Source organism: Sphingobium sp. EM0848 (assembly GCF_013375555.1).
GTDB lineage: Bacteria > Pseudomonadota > Alphaproteobacteria > Sphingomonadales > Sphingomonadaceae > Sphingobium.
The window spans coordinates 1,279,245-1,303,346 of record NZ_JABXWB010000005.1; the positions used below are offsets into that span (position 1 = coordinate 1,279,245).

Annotated in this window: 21 protein-coding genes and 1 pseudogene; 7 read left to right on the plus strand and 15 right to left on the minus strand. The window is 61.0% G+C overall.

The features are described 5' to 3' along the window. The first annotated feature begins 13 nt into the window (after positions 1–13). Entirely contained in the window at positions 14–880 is an 867-nt protein-coding gene (locus tag HUK73_RS23935) for an oxidoreductase (protein ID WP_176594261.1), read from the plus strand. Positions 881–947: 67 nt separating this feature from the next. Here HUK73_RS23935 and HUK73_RS23940 read toward each other — a convergent pair whose 3' ends face one another. The 5 genes from HUK73_RS23940 to HUK73_RS23960 form a co-directional block, all read right to left on the minus strand. Next, on the minus strand, positions 948–1,709 hold the full coding sequence (locus HUK73_RS23940; RefSeq protein WP_176594262.1) for an SDR family NAD(P)-dependent oxidoreductase: 762 nt from the start codon (positions 1,707–1,709) through the stop codon (positions 948–950). A 113-nt stretch (positions 1,710–1,822) separates the two neighbouring features. Beyond that, positions 1,823–3,076, minus strand: a complete 1,254-nt coding sequence (locus HUK73_RS23945; protein WP_176594263.1) for an amidohydrolase family protein — start codon at positions 3,074–3,076, stop codon at positions 1,823–1,825. 297 nt (positions 3,077–3,373) lie between these two features. Next, positions 3,374–4,153 (minus strand): sulfite exporter TauE/SafE family protein, encoded by a 780-nt coding sequence (locus HUK73_RS23950; protein WP_176594264.1) that lies wholly within the window; start codon positions 4,151–4,153, stop codon positions 3,374–3,376. 9 nt (positions 4,154–4,162) lie between these two features. After that, positions 4,163–4,684 carry a rhodanese-like domain-containing protein gene (locus HUK73_RS23955; RefSeq protein ID WP_176594265.1) on the minus strand — a complete coding sequence of 174 codons (522 nt, stop codon included), beginning with the start codon at positions 4,682–4,684 and terminating at the stop codon, positions 4,163–4,165. A gap of 4 nt (positions 4,685–4,688) precedes the next feature. Continuing rightward, positions 4,689–5,006, minus strand: coding sequence for a metalloregulator ArsR/SmtB family transcription factor (locus HUK73_RS23960; RefSeq protein WP_176594266.1), 318 nt, complete (start codon positions 5,004–5,006; stop codon positions 4,689–4,691). Positions 5,007–5,072: 66 nt separating this feature from the next. Between HUK73_RS23960 and HUK73_RS23965 the strand changes: the two genes are divergently transcribed. Then, positions 5,073–5,945: an MBL fold metallo-hydrolase gene (locus HUK73_RS23965; RefSeq protein ID WP_255326525.1), complete on the plus strand. Its 873-nt coding sequence runs from the start codon at positions 5,073–5,075 to the stop codon at positions 5,943–5,945. Between the two features lie 45 nt (positions 5,946–5,990). Here the strand turns inward: HUK73_RS23965 and HUK73_RS23970 are convergent, their stop codons facing one another. Both HUK73_RS23970 and HUK73_RS23975 read right to left on the minus strand, forming a co-directional pair. Further along, positions 5,991–6,191 (minus strand): hypothetical protein, encoded by a 201-nt coding sequence (locus HUK73_RS23970; RefSeq protein ID WP_176594268.1) that lies wholly within the window; start codon positions 6,189–6,191, stop codon positions 5,991–5,993. A gap of 113 nt (positions 6,192–6,304) precedes the next feature. Then, entirely contained in the window at positions 6,305–8,248 is a 1,944-nt protein-coding gene (locus tag HUK73_RS23975; protein ID WP_369805627.1) for a DUF3772 domain-containing protein, read from the minus strand. Here HUK73_RS23975 and HUK73_RS27330 point away from each other — a divergent pair. Continuing rightward, positions 8,159–9,112 (plus strand): hypothetical protein, encoded by a 954-nt coding sequence (locus HUK73_RS27330; RefSeq protein ID WP_369805632.1) that lies wholly within the window; start codon positions 8,159–8,161, stop codon positions 9,110–9,112. The two genes, HUK73_RS23975 and HUK73_RS27330, sit on opposite strands and share 90 nt — an antisense overlap. 293 nt (positions 9,113–9,405) lie before the next feature. Here the strand turns inward: HUK73_RS27330 and HUK73_RS23985 are convergent, their stop codons facing one another. The 4 genes from HUK73_RS23985 to HUK73_RS24000 all read right to left on the minus strand — a co-directional run bounded on the left by HUK73_RS23985 (position 9,406) and on the right by HUK73_RS24000 (position 16,047). Further along, positions 9,406–10,806 carry an RNB domain-containing ribonuclease gene (locus HUK73_RS23985; protein ID WP_176594271.1) on the minus strand — a complete coding sequence of 467 codons (1,401 nt, stop codon included), beginning with the start codon at positions 10,804–10,806 and terminating at the stop codon, positions 9,406–9,408. A 75-nt stretch (positions 10,807–10,881) separates the two neighbouring features. After that, positions 10,882–12,165 carry a hypothetical protein gene (locus HUK73_RS23990; protein ID WP_176594272.1) on the minus strand — a complete coding sequence of 428 codons (1,284 nt, stop codon included), beginning with the start codon at positions 12,163–12,165 and terminating at the stop codon, positions 10,882–10,884. Positions 12,166–12,179: 14 nt separating this feature from the next. Beyond that, the gene (locus tag HUK73_RS23995; RefSeq protein ID WP_176594273.1) at positions 12,180–13,442 is read right to left on the minus strand and encodes a DUF1214 domain-containing protein; all 1,263 of its coding nucleotides are present in this window, start codon (positions 13,440–13,442) and stop codon (positions 12,180–12,182) included. 70 nt (positions 13,443–13,512) lie between these two features. Continuing rightward, positions 13,513–16,047, minus strand: coding sequence for a TonB-dependent receptor (locus tag HUK73_RS24000; protein ID WP_176594274.1), 2,535 nt, complete (start codon positions 16,045–16,047; stop codon positions 13,513–13,515). 233 nt (positions 16,048–16,280) lie between these two features. Between HUK73_RS24000 and HUK73_RS24005 the strand changes: the two genes are divergently transcribed. From HUK73_RS24005 to HUK73_RS24020, 4 genes and pseudogenes are all read left to right on the plus strand, one after another. Next, positions 16,281–16,790, plus strand: coding sequence for a sigma-70 family RNA polymerase sigma factor (locus tag HUK73_RS24005; protein WP_176594275.1), 510 nt, complete (start codon positions 16,281–16,283; stop codon positions 16,788–16,790). Positions 16,791–16,800: 10 nt separating this feature from the next. Then, on the plus strand, positions 16,801–17,679 hold the full coding sequence (locus HUK73_RS24010) for a FecR family protein (protein WP_176594276.1): 879 nt from the start codon (positions 16,801–16,803) through the stop codon (positions 17,677–17,679). Positions 17,680–17,884: 205 nt separating this feature from the next. Further along, entirely contained in the window at positions 17,885–18,211 is a 327-nt protein-coding gene (locus HUK73_RS24015; RefSeq protein ID WP_176594277.1) for a hypothetical protein, read from the plus strand. A gap of 99 nt (positions 18,212–18,310) precedes the next feature. Further along, positions 18,311–18,676, plus strand: a pseudogene (locus HUK73_RS24020) (3-oxoadipyl-CoA thiolase); the annotation flags it as partial. A gap of 10 nt (positions 18,677–18,686) precedes the next feature. Here the strand turns inward: HUK73_RS24020 and yaaA are convergent. The 4 genes from yaaA to HUK73_RS24040 all read right to left on the minus strand — a co-directional run bounded on the left by yaaA (position 18,687) and on the right by HUK73_RS24040 (position 23,678). Continuing rightward, on the minus strand, positions 18,687–19,442 hold the full coding sequence (gene yaaA, locus HUK73_RS24025) for a peroxide stress protein YaaA (RefSeq protein WP_176594808.1): 756 nt from the start codon (positions 19,440–19,442) through the stop codon (positions 18,687–18,689). A gap of 294 nt (positions 19,443–19,736) precedes the next feature. Then, the gene (locus tag HUK73_RS24030; protein WP_255326526.1) at positions 19,737–21,065 is read right to left on the minus strand and encodes a cytochrome c; all 1,329 of its coding nucleotides are present in this window, start codon (positions 21,063–21,065) and stop codon (positions 19,737–19,739) included. After that, positions 21,065–23,242 (minus strand): molybdopterin cofactor-binding domain-containing protein, encoded by a 2,178-nt coding sequence (locus HUK73_RS24035; protein WP_176594278.1) that lies wholly within the window; start codon positions 23,240–23,242, stop codon positions 21,065–21,067. The genes HUK73_RS24030 and HUK73_RS24035 overlap by 1 nt, the downstream gene beginning before the upstream one ends. After that, positions 23,226–23,678 (minus strand): (2Fe-2S)-binding protein, encoded by a 453-nt coding sequence (locus HUK73_RS24040; protein WP_176594279.1) that lies wholly within the window; start codon positions 23,676–23,678, stop codon positions 23,226–23,228. The genes HUK73_RS24035 and HUK73_RS24040 overlap by 17 nt, the downstream gene beginning before the upstream one ends. Positions 23,679–24,102 lie beyond the last annotated feature (424 nt).

The window sequence follows — 24,102 nt, forward strand, 5'->3', positions numbered from 1 at the left end:
GAGAAGTCGCGTCATGACAAACATCGCTGCAGCCGGCACATTTGCTTTGGGTGACCACCTCGTGAATCGCATGGGCTTTGGGGCGATGCAACTGGCAGGTCCAGGTGTATTTGGCCCTCCCAAGGATCGCGGGACTGCCATCACCATATTGCGAGAGGCGGTCGACAATGGCGTCGACCATATCGATACCAGCGACTTTTACGGTCCCCATGTGACCAATCAGCTCATTCGCGACGCGCTATATCCTTATCCGGATAATCTGGTGATTGCCACCAAGGTGGGCGCGATACGCGGCCCAGATGCATCATGGAAGCCGGCAATGTCCCGGGAGGCATTGACCCGGGCGGTGTATGACAATCTGCGGAACCTTGGGCTTGACGTACTCGAGGTGGTCAACCTGCGTAGCATGTTCAATATGATTGGGCCGGCCGAAGGTTCGATTGAAGAGCCGCTCACCGTCTTGGCGGAGCTTCAGCAACAAGGCCTGATTCGCCATATTGGCCTTAGCAATGTCACTCTTGGCCAGGTCGCTGAAGGTCTCAGCATTATTGAGATTGTTTGCGTTCAAAATTTGTACAATCTAGCCCAGCGGCAGGATGAAGGACTGATAGAAAATCTTGGTCTTGCGGGTATTCCATACGTTCCCTATTTCCCGTTGGGCGGCATTACGCTTGCTAATGCCTCACGCTTGAAAGAGATGGCCCGAGATCTTGTTGCAACGCCATTGCAGATTGCTCTTGCCTGGCTGCTTCATCGATCACCCAATCTTCTCCTCATACCGGGCACTTCCTCGCTCGGCCACCTGAGAGCCAATCTTGCTGCTGCGGCGCTGCGACTACCCGATGAATTCGTCGTCGAACTGAATGAGTTTGCAACTTGACGAACGGTGATTCCCAGCATGGTCATGGAGGTCGATGATGGAGAAATATGCCGCGAAGCGGGAAGCGCTATAGGAAAATCCCGCCCGAAGCCTCGATCCGCTGGCCGTTGACCCAGCGTCCGCTTTCCGACACCAGCGAGGCGATCAGTGGTCCGATGTCGTCGGGCACTCCGACACGGCCCAGAGCCGTCTGCTCGGCGACCGCCTTTTTGAGATTAGGATTGTCTCGGACATCGCCGCCGCCGAAATCCGTCTCTATGGCGCCGGGCGCGACGGTGTTGACGGTGATGCCGCGCGTTCCCAGTTCCTTGGCGAGATATCGCGTCAGCACCTCGATGCCGCCCTTCATCACCGCATAGGCGGAGTAGCCCGGGAAAGTAAATCGCGCGAGGCCGCTGGACAGATTCACGATACGGCCGCTGTCAGCAAGAATCGGCAGCATCGCCTGGGTGAGGAAGAACATTCCCTTGAGATGCACGTCCATCATCTGGTCGAACATCTCTTCCGTCGTATCGGCAAATGCCGCCTTGGCACCAGAGCCTGCGTTATTGACGAGGACGTCGATTGCGCTGCGCCCTCCCATATCGGTCAGCGCCTGGCGAACATTGGCGATGAATGTCTGGAAGGTTGAACGGTCGGCCACATCAAGCTGGAGGGAGGCTGCTTTCCGTCCCAGCCGTTCGATCTCGCGCTCAACCTCATGAGCGAGGCTCTTTTCGGTCCGATAGGTGAAGATAACATCCATCCCGGCCTGGGCGAGCGCAAGAGCGGTGTTGCGTCCAAGGCCCCGGCTGCCGCCGGTTACCAGCGCGACTTTCGTAGAGCTCATATTCTGTCCTTCATGTTTATGGACATCACTGATCCTATTTGCAGATTGATGCAGGAAATCATCTAGTCCATGGCATCAAATATAGAGGCGTATGCCAAGTCTCACAGCATCCATTATGAGGTTGATGCCGTATGTCTTGAGTCTGGCACTGTCTCAATGTGGTTGATGACGACTTTTCCTTCGACGATGACAGCCAACGGGTTCTGCCAAGCGGCGATGGACTCGGTTGGATCGTCTCGGAACATCACTAGATCAGCACAGGTGCCGGTCGTGACCAAACCCATGTCCTCGCGTTCAAGATGGGTCGCGGCGTTGCTGGTGGCTGACCGCAAAACCTCGAGCGGTGTTAAACCCGCTTCCACCATGCGCTCGGCTTCAACGATCGAATTTGCGCCGAAAGTGCCGGTGATGACGCCGGGGACGGTGATAGTGGGCGCGAAGCTATCGCTACCAAGAACCACCCTTACCCCGGCATCGTGCACAAGGGCGAGGTTGCGCATGGCTTCGGGCCTGGGATAGACCCACAGTGTAGGCACGTAGGATGCATTGTTGGTCAAGAGGAGGTCGATCACCCGGTCGTCGGATATATCCTCGCCCACGATGCCGTGTTCCAAGCCGTCTGCCCCACATTCCAGCGCCTCGATCGCGCGCTCTTGTTCGAAGGTATGGACTGTGGCTTTCAGTCCATGTCGATGCGCTTCGTCAATGGCGGCCTCCAGCACGCGAGACTTCAGCCGCACGATAGGTATCTGGCCGTGCCATTTATATTCCGGCTCACCCCGGCATCGGCATGAACCCTGGAGCAGCAGTTTGATTGCGTCCATGCCAAGTTCAGCCATCTCGGTGACGAGTGCCCGTGCATCCTGCACGGTGTCGACCTCACCGGCCGCCCGTCCACGGTACCAGGCGTTGCTGCCATAGATTGTCATGCCGGGATGGCCGTCCGGCGCGGTGATGCCAACGCCGGTCATCAGCAGGCGAGGCCCTATCAATTCGCCGGACTGCAAACGTGTCCTGGTCGCGAGCAGCTCGGGAACGGGATCGCCGACCGACTTGATGGTCGTGAAACCGCAGGAGAGGAACATCTCAAAATTTTTGGCGAGATCAGATTTGACGTAACGCGCCATTTCCCCCGGATCCGTAGAGTTTTGGGGATCGAACAGGTGGATGTGGCTCTCTATCAGGCCCGGTCCGACCCAATGACCATGTGCGTCGATCGTTTGGCGGCCCGATAAAGGGGTGTCTGAAATCTCTGTAATTCGGCCGTTACGCACTCCGATACTCTTGGCGCCGGTGATACGATTCTTGCCATCGAAGACAAAGCCGCCATTAAGGACGAGATCGAACGGGCCTTCTTCACCGGTCACCACAGCTATTTCCTTTTAACTTCAAATGCTTCAAGCGCATCGAGTCCTGGCGCTCCGAAGCGCCGCCGGATAGAGCATATAAAAACCATCATGATTGTCAACTTATCCGTCATATATGACGAGTAAGTCCGCGCCTCTGAACTGAAAAGCCCGATGGGTTCCCGGCGAAGCTTGCCCTATAGCCTGGTCAAATGAGCGTCCGACAGGTGGCAATTGGCGGCACTCGTTCCCCGAAGCGGTCGTGACCCATGATCCTGACGCCGCAGCACCGACATCCGGGCGCAGTGAACAGGGGGTTCAGGCGCCACGCAGCGTGACATAGGCGCCCACGGCCATCACCGTGACAGCGAAAAGGCGCTCCAGCAGGCCCTTGCGCGCGCCCAGCCTCCGCCCCAGTGCGATGCCGATGGCCGCGCCGCCGACACCGCCAAAGATCATCATCCCAACCAGCAACCAGTCGACATAGCCCGACAGCGCATAGGACGTCGCCGTAGTCAGGCCCAGCGCGGTGACGACAACAAGCGACGTGCCGACCGCGTTCTTGAGCGGCATGGCCGTCGCCATCATCAAGCCCGGCACGATCAGGAAGCCGCCGCCAATCCCGAAAAAGCCCGACGCCAGTCCAACCCCAAGGCCGATCGGTAAAAGGCGGGGCAGAAGCCGGGTAGCGGTCGCGCGTGACAGTCGGACATCGGGAGCCTCCGTCGTCCGTTTCTTCCGCAGCATGGAAAGGCCCACCCCGATCATGAGCAGGCCGAACAGCGTCAGCAGCCGCTGGCCGTCCACTGCCTTGCCGACTTCCGCGCCGATCGCCGCGCCGGTGACGCCCGCTGCTGCAAAGACGAAGGCGCAGGGCCATTTCACCGTGCCCTCGCGGGCATGACCGATCAGGCTGAAGGCGGCATTGGCGGCGACCGCGACCGCCGCCGTCCCGATGGCGGCGTGGGCAGAACCAACGCCCACCACATAGACCAGAAGCGGCACGGCAAGGATCGACCCGCCGCCGCCGACCAGGCCCAGGACGGCTCCAATAAGGCCGCCCGACGCCAGAGCCGCAGCGATCATGGCTGTGGGCATGGCCGTCTCTTATGCGCCAGGAAAGGGGCGGTTCCATGGCATCAGCTGCAACAGCTTTGCCATACCGCACCAGCCGGTCGCCCCCGCCATCATCAATCCCGCGCCGACGAAGGCCGACAGACTGAAAAAGACAGGTGCAACCAGAAAACCAAGCAGAACGCCCAGCAGCACGAGGCCACCTGCGGCCATCTGCACCTGCCGCATGATCTCCAGCGGCTGCTTCCGGTCAAGGCGGGTTGGCAGGCCCGCCGCGCGCCAGCCGTCGAGGCCGCCTTCGAGGATGTGGCAGGGAACAGAAGCTGCGGCGGCCTGCAGCGCCGCTTCATTGGCCTGCGTGCGCATGCCCGACTTGCAATGGAAGATGATCGGCCCCGCGACCTTTGGCAACTCGTTGAGGCGCGTGAGCGGGACATGGATCGCGCCTGCTATATGTTCGCGGGCATGTTCGTCGGCGCCGCGGATGTCGACGAGCGTGGCGCCCTTCGCCATGGCTTTGTCCGCATCCTGCGGCGGTATGGTTGTGATCGGCATCGGATCAGTCCTTGCAGAAGATGGTGTAGAGGCTGGCGAGCAGTTGTTCCGTCCGCGGATCGGCGATGCGATACCAGATCGTCTGGCTCTCCCGCCGGAAGGCGACCAGCCCCTCGTCCCGCATGCGGGCAAGATGCTGCGACAAGGCGGATTGCGACAGGGCGACCTCGCGCGCGAGGTCGCCAACGGTCACCTCGCCATGTTCGACCAGCTTGCACAGCACCATCAGGCGCCGGGCATTGCCGATCGCTTTCAAGAGGTTCGATACCTCGCCTGCCTTCTTCTCAAAGGTGGCGAGGTCCAGAGGCGGACGGATCATCATACACTCCATTAGGTATTGCTAATTTAGTAAATGATAATATATTGTCAAGAAGCGATGGAGAACGGCATGGACGCAAAGCCCCTGATCGAAGCCTTTTTCGACGAGGCAACTTATACGGTGAGCTATCTGGTCGCCGACGCTGAGACTCGCGAGGCCGTGGTCATCGACCCGGTGATGGATTTCGATATCGCCAGCGGCGAAGCGGATACGCGCTCCGCAGAACGGATTCTGGCTTTCGCGGAACAGCAGGACTGGCGGATCAGCATGGTACTGGAAACCCACGCTCATGCCGATCATCTGTCCGCTGCGCCCTTCATCAAGGGCAGGACCGGGGCGCCGATCGGCATTGGCGAGCATATCCGCGACGTGCAGGAAATCTTCCGTCCCGTTTTCGGGCTGGACGACCTGCGGACCGACGGTTCCGACTTCGATCGGCTGTTTCACGATGGCGATCAGTTTTCGGTCGGCGCGCTGCGATTCACGGTCATGCATGTGCCAGGTCACACGCCTGCCGACTTGGCCTATCTGGTCGCCGACGCAGCCTTTGTCGGCGACACGCTGTTCATGCCCGATTATGGCACGGCGCGCGCCGATTTCCCTGGTGGCGACGCGCGGACGTTATACCGCTCCGTCCGACGGTTGCTCAGCCTGCCTGATGAAACACGGCTGTTCCTGTGCCACGACTATAAGGCGCCGGGACGGGATGATTATCGCTGGGAAACGACCGTAGGAGAAGAGCGGCGAACGAGCATCCATGTCCATGACGGCGTGGACGAGGACAGTTTCGTCGCAATGCGGGAGGCACGGGATGCGACGCTGCCGGTCCCTCGGTTGCTGCTGCCCTCGATCCAGGTCAATATCCGCGCCGGGCGTTTTCCGGAGGCCGAGAGCAACGGGGTCCGCTATCTTAAAATTCCGGTGAAGACGAAGGCCGTCTGATTGCGGTTTATACCAATGACAATCCGTTGCCAGGCGCTTTGATTTTCAGCCCTTGGGTGTGACCCAGACCTCAACGGGGGCGACGAATTTGCCGGGCGCCGGCTTTCCGACATTCACTCGGTCTGCCGTTACGCGCTCGCCATTTTCCAGGTGGAAAGTGGCCCAAGGTTTGGGCATGCGGCCGAAGGTCATTTTCTGGATTGGCTGGCCGGTGGTCGAATTCATGATGGTCGCTACGATGCTCATGCGGCGGCGAGTAGCGGCCAATCGGGTGGATCGTCCATCTCCAAAATTTTGTTTTCCACAGGTTTCGAACCCGGCCTGTCGTCGTCATATCAATGGAGTCCAACTGGAAGAACTCAGTCGGGACGAACCGCGTTGATGAGTTCCATACGCTGCGGCACCGTGCCGATTTCTATACCTTCCTGCCGGAATCGGCGGAGCAGGACCGTAAAGACGTTGCTTCTGGTGCTATAGGCTGCGCGCGGGCTGGCGACATGCGCGAAGCTGTTGAAGAAGATCCGTCCGTCGGCAATCGAATCGATGAAGACTGTATAGGCGGGCTCCTCAAGGACGGCAGGTTCGTCAGCATAGGTTGCCAGCACAATGGCGCGTACCTTGTCCGCATCGGTGTCGATCGGCACGGAAAATTGGATCTGCAGGCGCCCTAGCGGGCTGGCCAGCGTCTTGTTGAGCACCGTCTTGGTGATCAGTTCAGAATTGGGGACGATCAGCGTCGAATGATCCGGCAGTTGGATTTCGGTCGAGCGGACGCTGATCCGCTTGACGTCGCCCTCATCCTGGCCGACGCGCACGAGATCGCCGATCTTGATTGGCCGCTCCGCCAGCAGGATCAGCCCGGACACGAAATTCTGCGTGATCGCCTGAAGGCCGAAGCCGATGCCAACGGACAGGGCCGACAGCAGGATGGCGATCCGCTCGATCCCGATGCCGAGCGAGGCCAGCCCCCAGATGACCGCCAATGCGATGCCCACATAGCGCGCGACGAGGCTGACCGAGTTGCGACCGCTGCCGTCAAGATCGGTGACCGGAAGATAGCGTCGTTCCAGCCACCGCATGAAGCCGCGCACCAGTGCAAGACCGATGAACAGAACCACGATGCCGCGCAGGATGGCGCCGGGGGAGATCGCGACGCCGCCGACCTCAAAACCTTGCGCCAGCGTGCCCAACCGGCTGAAGAGATTGGCGACATTGCCCGTGCCGAAGGGTGACAGCAGCATCGAGAAGGCGAGCAGGAGCGTGGCCAACCGCAACAGGCCAGACAGGAGGACGCCGAACTGCTCGACCGCGCTGCCCCGCAGCCCCAGGCTTCTGATCAAGGTTGTGCCGAAGCGGCTGGACCGGTCGAATATGGTCGTCGCCAGATCGTCTATCGCCGCCATCAGAAGATAGGCGGACGATCCCAGCACCGTGGCCCAGGTCATCATCTGGAGGAGGAAGAGGCTCAGGCTGAAATAGCCGAGCAGCAGGTTGACTGTCGCTACCGCGACCAGCATCCATGCAACCAGGCTGATCAAGCCGCTTGCGCTCTCATTGAGATCGGCGTCGTCGCCATCCATTCTGGTTGCGCGAAGGCGCGCCACGGTGACGAGGACTGCGCTGATGAGCAGGATGTGCAGAAGGGCAAATCCGGCCTGCGTCGCTTCCTGTGCCGCCTTGCCGATGCCGATGGCTGCATTGAACTGCCCGCACATGATGCCGAGAAAGGCGAGCAGGGCGAGCAACAGGCTGTAGGGACGCAGGCGCGCCGCCCCATTGTTGCTGATCGACGCGATGCGCCAGGAAGGCCGACTGCGCATCAACAGGGCGCCGAACACGGAGAAGGTGAAGCCGCTGAAAGCGACAGCGCCCACGAAGGCCGTCAACAACGGTTCCCACCGTTCCGCGACCAGATTGGCCCAACGCAGGCCTTGAGCGATTGAAAGGGCCGCGAGCAGGGGAGCCAATGTGCCGACAGCGATGCGCAACAATGCATAGGCCGACCGCCGCACCCGCCGGCCCGGCACGCCCTCGGTAAGCATTCTTTGTCCCATATGGCGTGCCACTATCTGCCCGGGCCCGGCGATGAAGATGGCAAGCAACAGGCCCGCCAGAGCGTTCCAAGGCCAATGGACACGGAGCGCCCAAGATAGCTGTGTCCTTCCTGCTTCCATGAAGGCCGCTGCTCGCCGTATGTCGCGCGGGAAGCCATCGTGAAGGGCGGACCAGAAGGCTGGCGACAGGGGGGATGGGGATTTGGCCGAGATTTTCTCGCTGAATTGTTCCGCCTCGCTGCGCTGTATCTCGTCGGCGAGTTGTTGCGCCTCGACGCTAATCAGATTGCCGCGCTTGATGGCGGAATCGATGGCGGAATGCTGTCGATTGAGGGCCGCCCGCTGCCGCTTGATGTCAGGCGCTTCGATGCTGCCGGCAGCCACGACACCCAGGCCAGCCAGTTTGGCGTCAAGCAGGGCGAGCTGTTCCTGCAATTGGCTGGAAGCATCCGATGCGGCAGTCCCGGCGGCTTGGACCTTCGCCAGCAGCAGCTTGCGATCGCCCTCGTCCGTGCGCGTGTCGAGACTCTGGTCGACCGATCGCACATCCTTTTCCGCCTGGGCGAGCTTAACGGTGGGATCGACGGCGCCATCCGCCTGCGCATGAACCTGGCCGGCAAGAACGAGGCTCAGAACCAGAAACACTATCGCCATCAGGGCATGAAGGCGCCGTCTCTGATCTGTTGTTTCATACCATCGAAGCACTGGCCACCCATCATCCGCTATTTTTGTGAGCGCATGCACCTAAGGGGCGAGAGGGTCGAGGTCCACATGGAACAAATGAAATTGGGACAATCTGGGTTCAACCTTCGTCAGTCAGACCCGAACCCGGTTCCGCTCTGTCACCCGGCTGGCTCTTCTTTCACATCCCTCGAAACGCGCGGTTCACTATCAGCAATTTTCATCAGAGGACCCGACGACCAGAGGTGCGTCACAGAATTACGACCGGATTTCAACATGCTGATCTTGAGCTCTGCCGAAATGTTCGACTATCTTTTCCTGCGACTCATTCAGAGTCGCTCGAGGGATGAAGCCGATGAAGATCATTTTGTCGTTTCTGGCCGCCACTTCGATCGCTGCGATGCCTGTCGTTGCCAGCGCTGCGCCCTGTAAGGACGCAAAGGGCAGGTTCATCAAATGTCCTGAGAACAAGGTTGCGCCCAAGAGATGCAAGGATGCCAAGGGCAAGTTCGCTAAATGCGGTTCGCCAGGTGCGAAACCGGCCTAAAACCAGGCCATTATGCAGATGCAGCGGGAGCTTCGGCTTCCGCTCAGGCGCCCTTCGCGGCGAACCTTGAATTGCGTCATTCGAGGCGAGTACGGGGACCGCTCCGGTAGCCCACCGGGCAGCGTTCAATTCGTGCCGAAATGGCGATAGTCACGGCCTGCCTCGCCCCAGACGGCGATCAACTGGCGGGTTCACGTTGGGCCAGTTCGAACGCGACCGTTCGCCGGGCGCTGTCAGCACCTGTCAATCGGACGGAAACGCGGTCTCCGGGCAGCACAGCTTTCGTGGCCAGCCGCGCCACGATAGGCTGACGGCATAGTTGGACCTTGGCACCACGCTCATCCACGTCCGTAATCACGGCATCAAAAGCTTCGCCTTCATGACCATTCAGGAGGATCGTTTCCGCGAGGTCCACGATGGCGCGCTCGACCTTTCCGGCCAGCATGTCGGCGCGAGCCATCACCTTGGGAAGCTTTGCAAAGGCTTCCTCGACCACGGTGGGGACCGGTTGCGCGTTGGATATGGCCAGTACCGCGCGCAGAACATAACGATCCGCCAGTCGACGCAGCGGAGCCGTGGCGTGCGCATAGGTAGCCGCCATTGCGGCATGCCATGGCACAACGCCGCTATGATAGGGCGCGTAGGAAGCGCCAGCCCCTGCGCGCCGGATCGCCATCATGACAGCTGCCTGTGCCGGATTGCCCGGTGTCAGCTTTTGCTCGAAATCCCTGAGTGCCATATGCTCCGGCCAGACGACACCCAAGGCGCGCGCGGTCAGGCGAAGGCGTTCGACCGCCTTTGAATCGGGTTCCGCCATAACACGAAAAAGGCCGGTGCCGTGTGCCTGTAAGGCATTGGCGACCGCCAGATTGGCTGCCAGCGACAGGCTGGCATTATTGTCTTCCGATTCCAGGCGCGGCCGGTACGTCAGTGCGAACCCGCCTCGCGGCAATTTGATGACCTCCTGCTCGGGCGGGTCGACGCGAGCCGCTCCACGCAATGCTTCGGCGGCCTGAACGCGGCGGGCAAGCTCGTCAAACGCCTTTGGCAGATCCGTTGCCTTCACGCTGTCATAGGTGAGCTTGGCCCGAGAGCGAATGATCGCACGCTCGGTGCCATCCAGACGGGCATTGCCGTCAGCGCCGATGCGCACGGTCAATACGATCGCTGGCCGAGAGCCATCGGGAAGCAGGCTTGCCGCCCGTTCGCTGAGGACGGGCGGATAGAGGTTGGCCTTGCGGTCCGGCAGATAGAGCGTCTCGCCCCGCCGCCACGCCTCGACGTCAAGGGGACCGCCATCGTCCACGAACCAGCCTATATCCGCAATTGCATAGTGGAGCAGCAGGTCGCCGCCACCCGGCTCGATCCAGAAAGCCTGATCCAGATCGGTGGATGTGGCTGGATCAAGCGTGACAAATGGTACTTGCGTTCGATCGACATGCTCGGCCGGCTCGCGCCGGGCAGCCTCCTCGGCGGCTTGCAGCACCGCGGTCGGGAAGTCCGTGGGTATCTGAAATTCGGATCGAATGGCAGCCAGGCCATCGCCCAGTGTGTTACCGAGGTCGAGGAGCGTCTTCATCAACAGCCTTTAGAACAGGCGCATCGGTTCCTGTCCATATCGGCGTCCATATGCTCCTATGTCCGGCGGAAAAGACTACCGGACTTGCGGGGCCCATTTGCGTTCGGCGAGCTGCTTGCGCCGTTCGGCGGAATTGATCGTCGGGCTATTGGCGGGCAAGGCCTGCCGCAGCGATGCCAACGATAGCAGATGCGCGGTTGGCGCATCGCCCGCCTTCAGTGGCGTCCTGATGCCTTGCCAGCGCATGAAGATATAGCCTTCCGGATTGCCCGCTGGATCGAGCCAGTTTGGGACGCCGGGATCGTCGAGAGAAATGACGAAACGGATCATTCCGTCATCATCAACATGTGCCTGTCGAGCCGTGAGGCTGACTTGATGTTCGACCGTGTTGGGCGTGACGAACCAGGGGTCGCCCAACTGGATGCCCTGATAGGTCACATCGGCTTTGCGGACGCTGATCAACAGGACTTCGCCTTTGCTGATCCTGTAGCGTGCCATCACGCTCATCTGGCCGCCAAGCCCTCCCGAATCCGTCGCCGATGGGCGTGGTGCCGGCAGCGCGTTGACCATCGTATTGCGCTGGATTTCTGGCACATAGCCGTCGACCCACAATTTTGTCGCTTGGTGCAGCGCGGCGGCCGCCTGCGCGAAAGGGCTTTGGTAGCTGCGCGGGGCAGGCACGTCCAGCCGCTCGATGTACAGGCTGGTCGGCGTCTCACGCCAATCGCCGAAGGATTGGCGAACGAGGATTGCTGCCGAATGATCGGGCATGGCAAACCAGTTTCTTCCGGCTCGCGGCGTGCCCCCCAGATAGAATTCGAAATCTTCGCCCGGCCTGGCGCCCATATCGTCCGGTCGGATCACCGCGAGATTTTTGCCCAGCCCCACGATTGGATATTGATCGATGATCTGGAAGCTCAAATCTGCATGCGTGCCACGCCGTCCGTAGATGCGATAGGCGCCACCCGGCTCAAGCAGTGCGGAACGATAGAGATTGTCGGGATTGTACAGCCCGGGGAGCCCCTCCACGCCAGCGCCACGGCTGAAATAGGGCGTGCCAAGCATGTTGAGCTGTTCGGCAAAGTCCCATGCCTGGGCGAGGAGTCCCGCCAGATATTTTTCGGTGTTCTGCCGCGCGACATCGGAACTGGTCGCATAAGGCATCGCGCGGAGCCTGGCGCTTACGTCCTGTAAGGCGTTGATGAATGGGGCGGCAGGGTCCGTTGCCTGCGCTGCGGCGGCTGATCCCTCTCCTATGGTCGCGTCGCCAGCAATGCGGCGATCCTCAGAATGCGCTGCGCCGCTCGCAGCCATCGGTGTCAGCGTCGCGAGAAGGGCAAGGATATATCGCACGGTCATGGATGTGATCCCTCCTAATTGTCGAACCGCAGTTGAACGTGCCGGCGGCGTTCAGCCATGCTTTTCCCACGTTGCTCCTCGCTGATTGCAGGTGTGTCCTTTGGCAGATATTTTCGTATCTCAGTCAGCTTCACCTTGGTCGCAGTCGGATATTGCGCAGGGTTGAACATTTTTTCCGACATCCCGTCATAGCGGAGAAGGATGACGCCGCGCTGGCGTCCCGTTGTGTCGAGCCAATTGGGCACGCCCGGATCACGACCGGCAATGACGAAATAATAGGACCCGTCCGCGCTTCTTGCTGCCTGATCGCCCGTTAAACTCGTCTGCCGATTGGCATATTCGAGCGAGGAAAACCACAGATCGGCAAGCTGGATGCCCTGATAATTGCCGCTCATGGGCCAGGTCCGCACGATCAGGGCTTCATCGGGCGCAAGATTGAAATTGCCGCTGGCCATGAAGCGCCCCGGAACGCCGCCTAGCGCACCCGGATCAAAGGGTTCGCCGATCGTATTGGCCGCTCGCTTGAGATAACGGGTATCAACCATCGTCGGCCAGACCTGTACATGCGTCCGCAGGTCGGCCGCCGCCTTGCGGAGACGCATGGCCATCGCCGCGTCGGTCAGAACCGGCTTCAGGTCGCCTTCATGGCCCACCCGGTCGATATGCACGTCGCCTGGCGTTTCGCTGCCCCAGTCACTGAAAATCTGACGAACGAGGATCTGACTGGCATCCTTTGGATTTTCCAGCCAATTGCCTGGGTGCTTGTCTGGTGACAGCCATATTTCGAACGTACCATCCGGCGCGACTTTCAACTGTTCGAAACTGAGCGCCGCTGCCGCGCGGCCGCCGCTGCCGGCAACATAGGGATCGCCGGCATAGACCTGAAAATCGAGCCGCCGGTTCTTTCCCAGCCTGCCCCACACCCGATAGGTCTCGCCGCCGTTGAGTGTGGCGATCAGGTAACGCTGGTCGGGATTGTCGCCGCCTTCGCGGATGCGATGATCGAGCACACGGAAATAGGGGAAATCGCCATCGAATATGAGGTCTTCCTCGATCCGGGCCAGCATCATGCTCGCCAGATAGGCATAGGCGGACGCCCGATTTTCAGGGTCGCGGTAAAAGGGATGCTGCCGCAGGAAAGTGGCCGACTCGGCCGTCGCCTGCTGGAATTCATCCCAGGCGGCATCAAGTTGCCGGCTGTTCGCGGGCGATTGCGCGGATGCGGGAGCTGCCACGGCCAATGCAGCGGCGATAAGACTGATGGAGCTATGTTTCATATCCGAACCTCTTGTTCAGAACAAAGATGCCGACAGGTGCGTGGCAGCGCCTGCCAACGGCATATCGGCCTTAGAATTGGAAGCTGAAGTCGAGGCCCCATGTTGCGGGATCGCCATAGACATTGCCCGCAAATCCCAGCGATCCGAAATCGACCCCTGCGGCCTTGTATTTCTTGTCGGTGATATTCTTGCCCCAGAATGCAATCGTCGCCTTGCCCGTGCCCAGTTCGAGGTCGGACAGGGCGATACGCGCATCAAGCAAACCCCGCGCGGGCGCGGCGATCCGGTCCCCGAACGGAGCGGTCAGCGGATTGGGGGCGAAGTAAACCTTTCCCCGGTAATTATAGTCAAGCCTGAAGGCCATCTTCCCAAGATTGTTCACCGCGAATTCATATTGCGCGCCCGCGTTCAATGTCGTCGATGCGGAATAGGTAAACTTGGCGATGTCGGCGATGTCGACCGTGGCATTCACGGGATAGCCAAGCGAATTTGCCGACGTATTGAATATTTGGAATTTCTGGAACTTGCGATCAACATAACCGAAGGTCGCATAGGCCGTCAGCCCCTCATAGGGCACCGCGTTGGCCTCTATCTCTATCCCCTTGTAGCGCGCCTTGCCGGCATTGGTGATCACCGCCGACGCACCGTTCGGGGTAGCGATGAAGGAGTTCACCTGCAGATCCTTATGGTCCGCATAATAGGCCGTCGTATTGAAGCGCAGCCGCCGATCGAAGAGATCCGCTTTCAGGCCCACTTCATAGGAGGTCAGGCTTTCGGGATTGAAGCCGCTGTCGAACGCCCGCGCGCTGAAGCCGCCTGCCTTGTAGCCGGTGGCGACGCGTGCATAGCCCATGATGCCGTTATCGAATTTATAATCGACTGTCATCGCCCAGTTGAATTTGCTGAAGTCGATCGTCGGCGCGCGAACGACCGGCTGCGTCTGATTGATCGCCTTTTCGTCCCAGGTGTAGCGTGCACCGCCCGTCAGGCCCAGACGGTCGCTGACATGCCAGGTGCTTTGCAGGAAAATGGCCTTGGTCGTCGATTCCGTGCTGTAGGTGAGTTGCGGGGTAGTGCGAAAGGCGCCGCCGGCGGTGATGAAATCCACAACCTGCGGGCTGGTCTCATTGCCCTTTTCATTGAAATAATATGCGCCCAGCACATAATCGATGGCATCCCCCACCTTGCCGATCAGGTTCAGTTCCTGTGACCATTGGTGCTGACGCCGGAACCCGGTCGCGTGATAGAGGCTCACGGGAAACAGCGTCGCGCCCTGTCCTACGCGGCGGCCAAGCAAACCGGCATTGCCGTTGAAGCTGCTGTCATCCACGTCCTGGGTCCATTTGCGATAGCCCGTGAGGGATTTGAGCGTAGTATCGTCGTTGATATCTATTTCGAGAGTCAGGGCATGCCCCTGCACTTTGTCGATCGTCTTGCCGTCGGAATCGATGCTGATCTGATCCAGACGGGTTGGCGATACCGTGAAGGTCGCTCCACCCGCGCCCGGCGATGCCGCGAAGTAATTCAGCAGCAAAGGGCTGGCCGCGGTCAACTGGAAGGCGTTGGCGAACGCCTTGCTGCGGTTGTAGTCATAGGTGTAGCTCGCCCGGAATCCGGTCTTGCGATCGAATACAAGCGCTGCGCGAGCGCCATCGGCGCGATAAGCACCAGGGTCGCGGCTGTCGGGCGTCCTGCTGTTGTTGACAATGCCGTCGCGCTGCTTGTGCAGATAGGTGAAGGATGCGCGCAGACCGCTATCCCCCAGTTCGCCAGTGTCGACCACCGTGCGCGATTGCCAATAGCCGTAATTGCCGACGCTGAATTTCTGACGGAGGCCGAAGGTCTCGTCGGGCTTGCGCGTGATCAGGTTGACCGCGCCGCCAATGGTGTTGCGCCCGTAAAGCGTGCCCTGCGGACCGCGCAGCACCTCTATACGCTCAAGATCGGCAATTTCGAACGCCGACCCGGCGGTGCGCGCGAGGATGATTCCATCCACATACATGCCGACAGGGCTGTCGGCGGTGAGCAGCGGGTCTGCCGTCCCAAGGCCGCGAATGAATAATCCGACGTTGTTGGGCGCGCCCGCCGCCGCGCTGACAACCAGGCTGGGCGCAATAGAGCCGAGATTGGCTATGCTTGAAATGGAACGCGCCTCAAGGGTCTGCTGCGTGATGGCGCTGATAGCGAGCGGCGTTTCCTGAAGATTTTCTGCGCGCTTCTGCGCAGTGACGACGATTTCCTCCAGGGCGGGCGCGGCAGTTTCGCTGGTCGCTGGTGCGACGGCCGGCGCCTCAACCACTCTGCGCGATTGGTCTGCCTTCATTTGCACAGCGGCCGGGCGAACCCCGCCGCGTACCACGACGACATTCGTCCCGGCATTCTGATGAGCCAGTCCGCTACCTGCCAGCAAGCGTTCCAGAGCTTCGTCGATTGTGAAGCGGCCGTTCAGCGCCGGCGCCTGCCTGCCGTCCACATCTGAATTCGCAAATAATATCTGTATGCCTGCAACATTGGCGAGACGCTTCAGCGCGCCGCCCAGCGGCTGTGGCGGCATATGATAGACCTGAACCTGCGCGTTGGTTTGTGCATATGCAGGGCCAGCCAAGATTGCGGTCAGCGCTGCTCCGGCCGCCAACATTCCATATTTCGGCATCATTCACCTCCCCAATTGCGCCTTCAGTCGGCGCGTTTATCGCTTGCGTAGAGAATGACGCGATTTTTGCCGCAACCCGTAATCGATGCGTGAAATATTTTTAGAATCGCGGATTACATGCTAGGCGTATAAGCAACCAATCGATGTAAAGGCGTGGGGCAGAGGAACTGAGGGCGATCAATCAAATGACGCTGGTGGAGAGTATAACCGGCCATTATGCGCGCCTTTTACGCGTCGTGCGGAGTAAGGGCTTTAACCGGGACGATGCCGCTGACATCGTCCAGGACGCCTATGCGCGGCTGACGATCGCCGCTGAGCGAGCCGACGTGCGCAACCCTGGAGCATTTCTGCATGTAACCGCCATCAACCTCATCCGCGATCGTGGCCGGGCTTCGGGGCTACAGAGGCTGGCCGTTGAGAACGACGCTGCGCCCGATGAAATCGCATGCCCGGCGCCTTCGGTCGAACGCGCCATTATCAGCCGGCAGGACCTCGCAGTGCTGGAGCGAGCGCTGGCGGAATTGCCGCCAAAGCGGCGCGCCGCGCTTGTCCTGTATCGCTTCGACAATATGAGCCATGCCGCTATCGCGCAGCAACTCGGCCTCAGCATATCGATGGTCGAAAAACATGTCCGACTGGCGCTCGACCATTGCCGTCTTCGCTTGTCGGAAGCGGGTGAGGTGGCCGATGGATAAGGGACGGATATTGCGCATCGACCCGCAAGATGAGCCGGTGTGGGATGCGCTGGAAGGGCTGCGGTCAAGCGCCGTCGTGACCGAAGCGCGCGCTTATGCCAGCGAGAGGCAGGCGCGGCGTGAGCGGCGGCGCGCATATTGGGCGAGCATGCTCTCCTTCTCTCCAATGCGGATTGCGGCGGCGGCCCTGTGTCTGGCCATGATCGTGGTAACGGGTTTATGGTCGTACACGCCCAAGGTCCTGGAACTTGCCACCCATGTCGGCGAAATCAGAACGGAACAGCTGGCGGATGGATCGCGAGTTGTTCTTGATACCGATACGCAAATCCGCGTCACCTTCACCGGTAATACCCGGCACGTAAGGCTCGTGCAGGGGCAGGCGCATTTTGATGTGGCGCACGATGCAAGCCGACCGTTCAAGGTTGCGTTTGGCCAGGGTATGGTAACGGCCATTGGCACATCTTTCGATGTCACGGCCTTTTCCAACAACAAGGCGGTAACCCTGCTGGGAGGGCGCGTTATGGTGGAAGGCCCTGCCAAACCCTCGGGCAACGGCGATCGCGCAATGCTCAACCCCGGCCAGCAGGTCACGCTCGCCCCGGACGGCCTGCTGACGCCTGTCCGCGCCGTCGATCTCGGCAGTGCACGTGCCTGGCAGCAGGGACGGATAGACCTCGTGGATCTTCCGCTCAGTGATGCGCTCGTTCAGGTGAATCGATATTCCACCACCAAGATCGTCGTGCAGGAGCCTTCGCTATCCCACCGCAGGATAAGTGGTGTGTTTCAGGCGGGTGACGTCAACGCTGTCGCCACTGCACTTTGTGTGTATTTCGATTTACGAGTGGTGCGGCGTACCCGTGAATCGATCGTCATCGCAAAGCATAGTTGATCTATTGAGGGTTCTTGTCTTGTCTAGGTGCCTTTGAATTGGTTCTGGCCTGCTGCTGCTTTGGCGGATACCTTATCTCGCTATCCACCAAAACGGCAGAAAGTGTTCGATCGACCCGCCGATTGATCCGGCTCTCAATGGCCCGTGCTGCACAGCTTTTGCAGCAAATGTGTCAGTTGCGAAAGGGAGCCAGCGTGTCTTCAAGATGCAGCTGATAGGCTTGGGCAACGGCCATGAGTTCGGCCAGCATCGCCTGGCCTTGGGCGCTCAGATGCAATTTGCTGCCCTGTCACTCAGCACGATCGCCGTTGCGCAGGAAGCGCCGGCCATCAAGGCTCGGACCATGGTCAAGACAACTGACGGGGCGCGTATCGGATTGATCGACCGGATCATCAAAAATGCCGATGGTACGCCTGGGTCGGTGCAGATCATTTACAAGGGGCGTTTCGTCTCCATCCCGGCATCGACCCTGATCAGTGGAGACAAGGGCCTCGTCACCAGCCTGACGACAGACAACCTTAAGAAGCTCTGACGCGCCGAATAGGCCCGAGCCGGTGGAATGCGCACCCTGAAGGGTGCGCCGCTCATCCGGTTCCCCGGTTCAGACTGCCAGAGAGAGAAAGAGGATATCATGACCGACGCCTTCATCTGCGATGCCGTCCGCACGCCCATTGGCCGCTCTGGTGGCATCCCCGCCAAGGTTCGCGCCGACGATCTGGGCGCTTTGCCGATGAAGGCGCTGCTGGCGCGTAATCCGAACCTTGATCCCGCGGCGATCGAGGAAGTGTTCTACGGCTGCGCCAACCAGTCGGGCGAGGATAATCGCAACGTGTCACGCATGAGTCTGCTGTTGGCGGGCCTGCCGCATATGGTGCCAGGCGTGACACTCAATCGCCTGCGCGCCTCGGGTCTGGAGGCCGTGGGCGCGGCGGCACGCGCGATCCGTTCCGGTGAGATGGCGCTCCCTGGCGGTCGAGCGTGTTTGATGAGTTCGCCTTGCGGGTTGCTCATATACGGGTGAAGCGCCAGCGATCGGTCTGGCTTTCCTCCGGGTCGAAGCGATATCCATCGCTGTCGAAGCCGCGCATCGCCTCCACGTCCGTGACATGATGCTCGCACAGCCAGCGGGCCATCATGCCGCGCGCACGCTTGGCGTTGAAGCTGACGAAGCGTGGGCCGTCCGGACCGGGCTCGCGAAACTCGACTTCGATCACCCGCAGGCCCGCCAGCTTGCCCTCGACCGCCGCGAAATATTCCTGGCTGGCGAGATTGAGCACAACGCCTGATCCCTCCTCCACAAGCTGCGCGCGGAGCAACTCGGCGATACGGTCGCCCCACCAATCGGTCAGCCGTTTATGGCCCGGCGCCCAGCGCGTGCCCATTTCCAGTCGATAGGGCCGGATGGCGTCAAGCGGCCTGAGCAGGCCGTAGAGGCCCGAGAGCATCCGCACATGGTTCTGCGCGAAAGTGACGCCCGCTTCATCCAGCGTATCCACCTCGAAACCTGTATAGACGTCACCGGCAAAGGCGTAGAGCGCGGGTCGCTGGGGCAGGTCGGCGAAGTCGCGGAAACGCTCCGCATTGAGCTTGGCGAGGCGGGGCGAGATATGCATCAGCTTTCCCAGCCGCTCTTCCGTCAGTTCCGCAGCTGCCGATTGAGCGAGGCCATGCGCTTCATCGGCGAAATGGGGTGTCGTAACGGCAAGCGACGGCAGGGCGCGCTGGAAGTCGAGCGTTTTGGCGGGGGAGAGGAGAGCGATCATCGCGCCGCCGGTAGCGGCAGCAGGCGAGAGCGTCAAACCGTTACAGGTCCAGATCCGGCATACCGGCGCAGATCCTGTCCCGATCCAACCGCATTCCGCTTCTTACCCCACAATCCAAAGCTGTCCTCGAGCAGAGCGCTCTGCGGGGTTGCCGCTGATATCTTCAATTGGCGTCGATGAAGCGGATAGAGCCGGATGGTGAGCGCATCAGATAGAGCTCTTGTCGCTGCCATCAGGAGAATCGTCCGGTTCGATCTTCGCAGGTGATTTTGCGGGGCGCCACCGCCGTTGCCATCAATTCTGCTGCCGGAGACGCCCAACCTCTCTGGGCGTGATGCTCGAGGCGGTCGCACCGAAGCGCGCGGTTACATAATTGGCGACGGCTGCTACCTCGGCATTGGAATAGGCTGCCGCGAAGCTCGGCATATAGGGGTGCCCGCTTCCCGCCTTTCCGGTCCCGTTCAGGATCATCTGCGCGACGTTCGCCGCGCTTGGATCATTGACGGCACGGACTCCGGTGAGACGGGCTTCCTCAATCAGTGCGCCGGCGCCGGTCCAGGCGTGGCAACCCGCGCAATTGCCTTCGAACATCCGTTTGCCGACCGGGTTGTCGATGGCGGCGATCCTTGGCGTCGCGGGTGCGGGGCCGGCCGGCTGCGGCAGGCGATGGCTCTGGATGGCGGGAACGGTCCGCAGATAGGCGATGATCGCACCGATGTCGGAAGGGGTGAGCCGAGAGAGGCTCAGTTCGACGGCTTCGCGCATTGGCCCCGACGCGACCCCACGGCCGCGGGCATGACCATTGGCGAGATAGGCGGCGAGTTCCGCGTCGGACCAGCCGCCGATGCCGCTGACCTTGTCGGGGGTGATGTTATAGGCATTCCAGCCCTCGGCCCGGCCGCCGGTGAATTTGTTCCGCTGGTCGAGCGCCTGGAGGAGATTGCGGGGCGTATGGCATTCGGCGCAATGCCCTGCCGCCTCCACGAGATAGGCGCCGCGGTTCCACCTTGCGTCACGTTCGCGGATCGGGCGGAAGCGGGTGTCGCTGTTGAAAAAGGCTGACCATATTCCCATCAGCCAGCGCTGGTTGAACGGGAAACGGAAACTATTGTCCCTGTTCGCCTGGCGCACCGGCGGCAGCGAAAACAGATAGGCCTTGATCGCGAGCGCGTCGGCATCGGTCAGCATGGTGTAGGAGGGGTAGGGAAAGGCCGGATAGTAACGCGATCCGTCTGGCGCGATGCCCTTGTGGACCGCGTTCAGGAACTGCGCGTCGCTCCATTTGCCGATGCCGGTTTCAGGATCGGGCGTGATGTTCGGCGTGTAGATCGTGCCGAAGGGAAGGACGAAGGGCCTGCCCCCGGCAAAGGGTTTTCCACCCTTGGCGGTATGGCAGGCCTCGCAATCGGCCATGCGCATGAGATATTCTGCCTTTGACCTGGGATCGGCCGCCGCAAGCTCGACCGGGACGCCGGTTACCGCAGGTCCCGGATAATCCTTGAGATCGACTGTTGTGCCGCCCGCAAAGCCGTAAGCGCCCGGCTGAAAGATCATCCACCCAAGGAAGGCGGCAACCAGCAGCAGGATCGCCCCGGCCAGCATCGCAAATGTGCGCCGCATCATCAGGCCCCCTTCGCGATCAGCGCGCGGTCGATCGGCATGCGCGTGAGCTGTACGCCCGTGGCCGCGAACACGGCATTGGCGACAGCAGGCTGTACGACAACTGTTCCCGGCTCTCCTATCCCTCCCATATTCTCGTTGCTGGGAACGACATGCACCTCGATCACCGGCGTTTCATCGATGCGCAGGACGCGATAGTCATGGAAATTGCTCTGCTCGACCTGCCCTCCGGCGAAGCTGATCTTGCCGAACAGGACCGCAGACAGGCCGAAAATGGCTCCTCCCTGAATCTGCGCTTCCAGAATGTTGGGATTGACGACCTTGCCCACATCGGCAGCGATGATGAGGCGCGTGACACGCACATCGCCTTCATCGCTCACCGCGACATCGGCGATGGCGGCGAGATAGCTGCCGAAGGCGTTCATGATCGCGATCCCCCGTCCGCGGCGCGCGCCGAAGGGGGAGGCGGGCGCGGGCGTTCCCCAACCGGCCTTGTCCGCCGCGAGGTTCAGTACGCCTAGTGCCCGCGCATTTTTCTCCAGCTGCTTCCGCCGGAAATCGAGCGGGTCGATGTCCGTCTTGACAGCCATGAGATCCATGAAGCATTCGATCGCGAAGATACTGCCGTTCGGACCGACACCGCGCCAGAAGGCGACGGGGACCGCGCTTTCGTGGCGGATATATTCGACCAGCCGGTCTCCTACCGCATAGGGAATCTCCGCTGCCCCATCGACCGCGTCGATGTCGATCCCGTCCTTGAATGCCGGCGGCAGCCAACGCGCCATAACCGATCCGCCGGTGACGCGATGGTGCCAGGCTGCGATCCGCCCATCCTCGATGCGGGCCTTCAATCGTTCATGATAGAGCGGGCGATAGAGCTGCTGGCGGATATCCTCTTCGCGGGACCAGATGACCTTCACCGGCCCTTCGACATGGGCGGCGATCCGGGTTGCCTTGACGACGCCGTCGACTTCGAGCCTGCGGCCGAAGCCACCGCCGATCATGTGATTGTTGATCGTCACTTTTTCGGGCGGGATGCCCAGCGCCTGTGCCGCTCCGGCCTGCGCGTATCCGGGCACCTGGGTGCCGGTCCAGACCTCGCAGCCGCCGTTATGGACATGGACGGTGCAGTTGGTCATCTCCATCGGCGCGTGGGCCAGATAGGGCAACTCGTAGCTCGCCTCGAACAGGCTGTCGTCCTGGAGCTTGGCCGGTGCGTCACCCTCCTTCTTGGCGACAACGCCTTTGCCGAGCGAGGCTTTTTCGAGCTCCTGCCAGAGTTGGGTCTGGTCGACGCTCGCATTCTCACCTGGACGCCACTCGATGGTGAGGGCATTCAGGCCTTGCATCGCGGACCATGTGTTGTCCCCGATGACTGCGATGAGGTCATCGAGCACGACCACCTGGCTGACGCCGGGAACCGCGAGCGTCTTGGACTGGTCGACCGATCCCAGTTTGCCGCCTAGTACGGGCGAGGCCATCAACGTGGCAAACTTCATGCCCGGAAGCATCGTGTCGATGCCGTAAACAGTCTTGCCGATCACCTTGTCCGGTGTGTCGATCCGGTGCACCGGCTTCCCGATCAGCCGAAACTGTGCTGGATCCTTGAGTTTGACCTCAGAGGGAGGCGAGAGGCGGGACGCGGCATCGGCGACCTCGCCATAGCGAAGCGACCGCCCGCTCGCCTTATGGGTGACGATCCCGTTTTCCGTGGAAAGGCTCGCGGCATCGACGTGCCACCTTTGTGCCGCTGCCTCAACGAGCATGGCGCGTGCGGTCGCGCCGGCTTTCCGCAGCGGTCCGCTCCAGGCCATGGTCGTTGTCGAGCCGCCTGTCGCCTGGACGATGAACACCGGACTTCCATAATTCGCCTGGTCGGGCGGCGCCTGAGCCGCGATCACCGCCGCGAGTGCGACATCAAGCTCCTCGGCGATACACTGGGTCTGCGATGTGAAAACACCCTGGCCCATCTCAACGGCGGGCAGGGTGAAGGTCACCTTGTCATCGGGCGCGATGTGAATGAAGGCGTTGAAGCGTTTGCCCGTAGGCGCCGGTTCGGATGCGCCAGCGGCCGACCAGGGCAGTTCGATGCCGATCAGGAGTCCCGCGGCAAGGACACCGCCGCCTTGCAGCATGGTGCGGCGGGAGAGGCTGGAGACAGCCTCAGGAACGTGCGGCATGCTTGATCCCTTCCCGGATGCGAACATAGGTTCCGCAGCGGCAGATATTTCCCGCCATCGCCGCATCGATCGCTTCGTCGTCGGGCGTGGGATTGCCGGCCAGCAGCGCCACGGCCGACATCACCTGTCCTGGCTGGCAATAGCCGCACTGAATGACCTCAAGGTCGATCCAGGCTTTCTGGATTTTCGCGCCCGCCGGTGTCGCGCCGACGCCCTCGATCGTGGTAATGGCTCGATCGCCCACCAGGCCGATCGGAAGTTGGCACGACCGGACCGCGACGCCGTCAAGATGAACCGTGCAGGCGCCGCACTGGGCGATGCCGCAGCCGAACTTCGTGCCGGTCATTCCCAATATGTCGCGGAGCATCCAGAGCAGGGGCATGTCGGCGGGCGCGTCGACCCGGTGCTTTTCCCCATTGATCGTGAAATCGGGCATTCCCCTGCCTCCCAGACATGTCGGCGCAGAGATGGAGTCGATTTGCAGATACCAAGGGCGAATTTCTTGCCCCAGACTCCTGTTCCGAACCGCCGCGTGAAGAATTGCTTCTCCTCTAATTGAGCGCGACTTTACTCCGGATTGAACGTTTTACATATCCCTGAAATATTCCATTCAGTTCGCGCCTCTATAGCTTCGTTCGACGGCGGTTACGAATATATGCGGACGGCGCAGGCAGTTGTCTCCTCAAGGGCGAGGATAGTTTTGCAACGGCCAAGCCGTGCGTGGCGGCCATGTCCGGAATTCGGCTTCATTCTGGCCCAATCGGTGCGGGAGTGACCGCAACGTCGCATAGCATCTCGACGCTGTTGCTTCCTATTATTGAAGCGGCTTCACCCTTCTGACCGGCAGAGGGGACGCGACT

Coding starts and splice junctions, on each gene's coding strand:
- HUK73_RS23935 (WP_176594261.1), top strand. CDS start 14: ATGACAAACATCGCTGCAGCCGGCACATTTGCTTTGGGTGACCACCTC.
- HUK73_RS23940 (WP_176594262.1), bottom strand. CDS start 1,709: ATGAGCTCTACGAAAGTCGCGCTGGTAACCGGCGGCAGCCGGGGCCTT.
- HUK73_RS23950 (WP_176594264.1), bottom strand. CDS start 4,153: ATGCCCACAGCCATGATCGCTGCGGCTCTGGCGTCGGGCGGCCTTATT.
- HUK73_RS23955 (WP_176594265.1), bottom strand. CDS start 4,684: ATGCCGATCACAACCATACCGCCGCAGGATGCGGACAAAGCCATGGCG.
- HUK73_RS23960 (WP_176594266.1), bottom strand. CDS start 5,006: ATGATGATCCGTCCGCCTCTGGACCTCGCCACCTTTGAGAAGAAGGCA.
- HUK73_RS23965 (WP_255326525.1), top strand. CDS start 5,073: ATGGACGCAAAGCCCCTGATCGAAGCCTTTTTCGACGAGGCAACTTAT.
- HUK73_RS23970 (WP_176594268.1), bottom strand. CDS start 6,191: ATGAGCATCGTAGCGACCATCATGAATTCGACCACCGGCCAGCCAATC.
- HUK73_RS23985 (WP_176594271.1), bottom strand. CDS start 10,806: ATGAAGACGCTCCTCGACCTCGGTAACACACTGGGCGATGGCCTGGCT.
- HUK73_RS23990 (WP_176594272.1), bottom strand. CDS start 12,165: ATGACCGTGCGATATATCCTTGCCCTTCTCGCGACGCTGACACCGATG.
- HUK73_RS23995 (WP_176594273.1), bottom strand. CDS start 13,442: ATGAAACATAGCTCCATCAGTCTTATCGCCGCTGCATTGGCCGTGGCA.
- HUK73_RS24005 (WP_176594275.1), top strand. CDS start 16,281: ATGACGCTGGTGGAGAGTATAACCGGCCATTATGCGCGCCTTTTACGC.
- HUK73_RS24015 (WP_176594277.1), top strand. CDS start 17,885: ATGCAGCTGATAGGCTTGGGCAACGGCCATGAGTTCGGCCAGCATCGC.
- yaaA (WP_176594808.1), bottom strand. CDS start 19,442: ATGATCGCTCTCCTCTCCCCCGCCAAAACGCTCGACTTCCAGCGCGCC.
- HUK73_RS24030 (WP_255326526.1), bottom strand. CDS start 21,065: ATGATGCGGCGCACATTTGCGATGCTGGCCGGGGCGATCCTGCTGCTG.
- HUK73_RS24035 (WP_176594278.1), bottom strand. CDS start 23,242: ATGCCGCACGTTCCTGAGGCTGTCTCCAGCCTCTCCCGCCGCACCATG.
- HUK73_RS24040 (WP_176594279.1), bottom strand. CDS start 23,678: ATGCCCGATTTCACGATCAATGGGGAAAAGCACCGGGTCGACGCGCCC.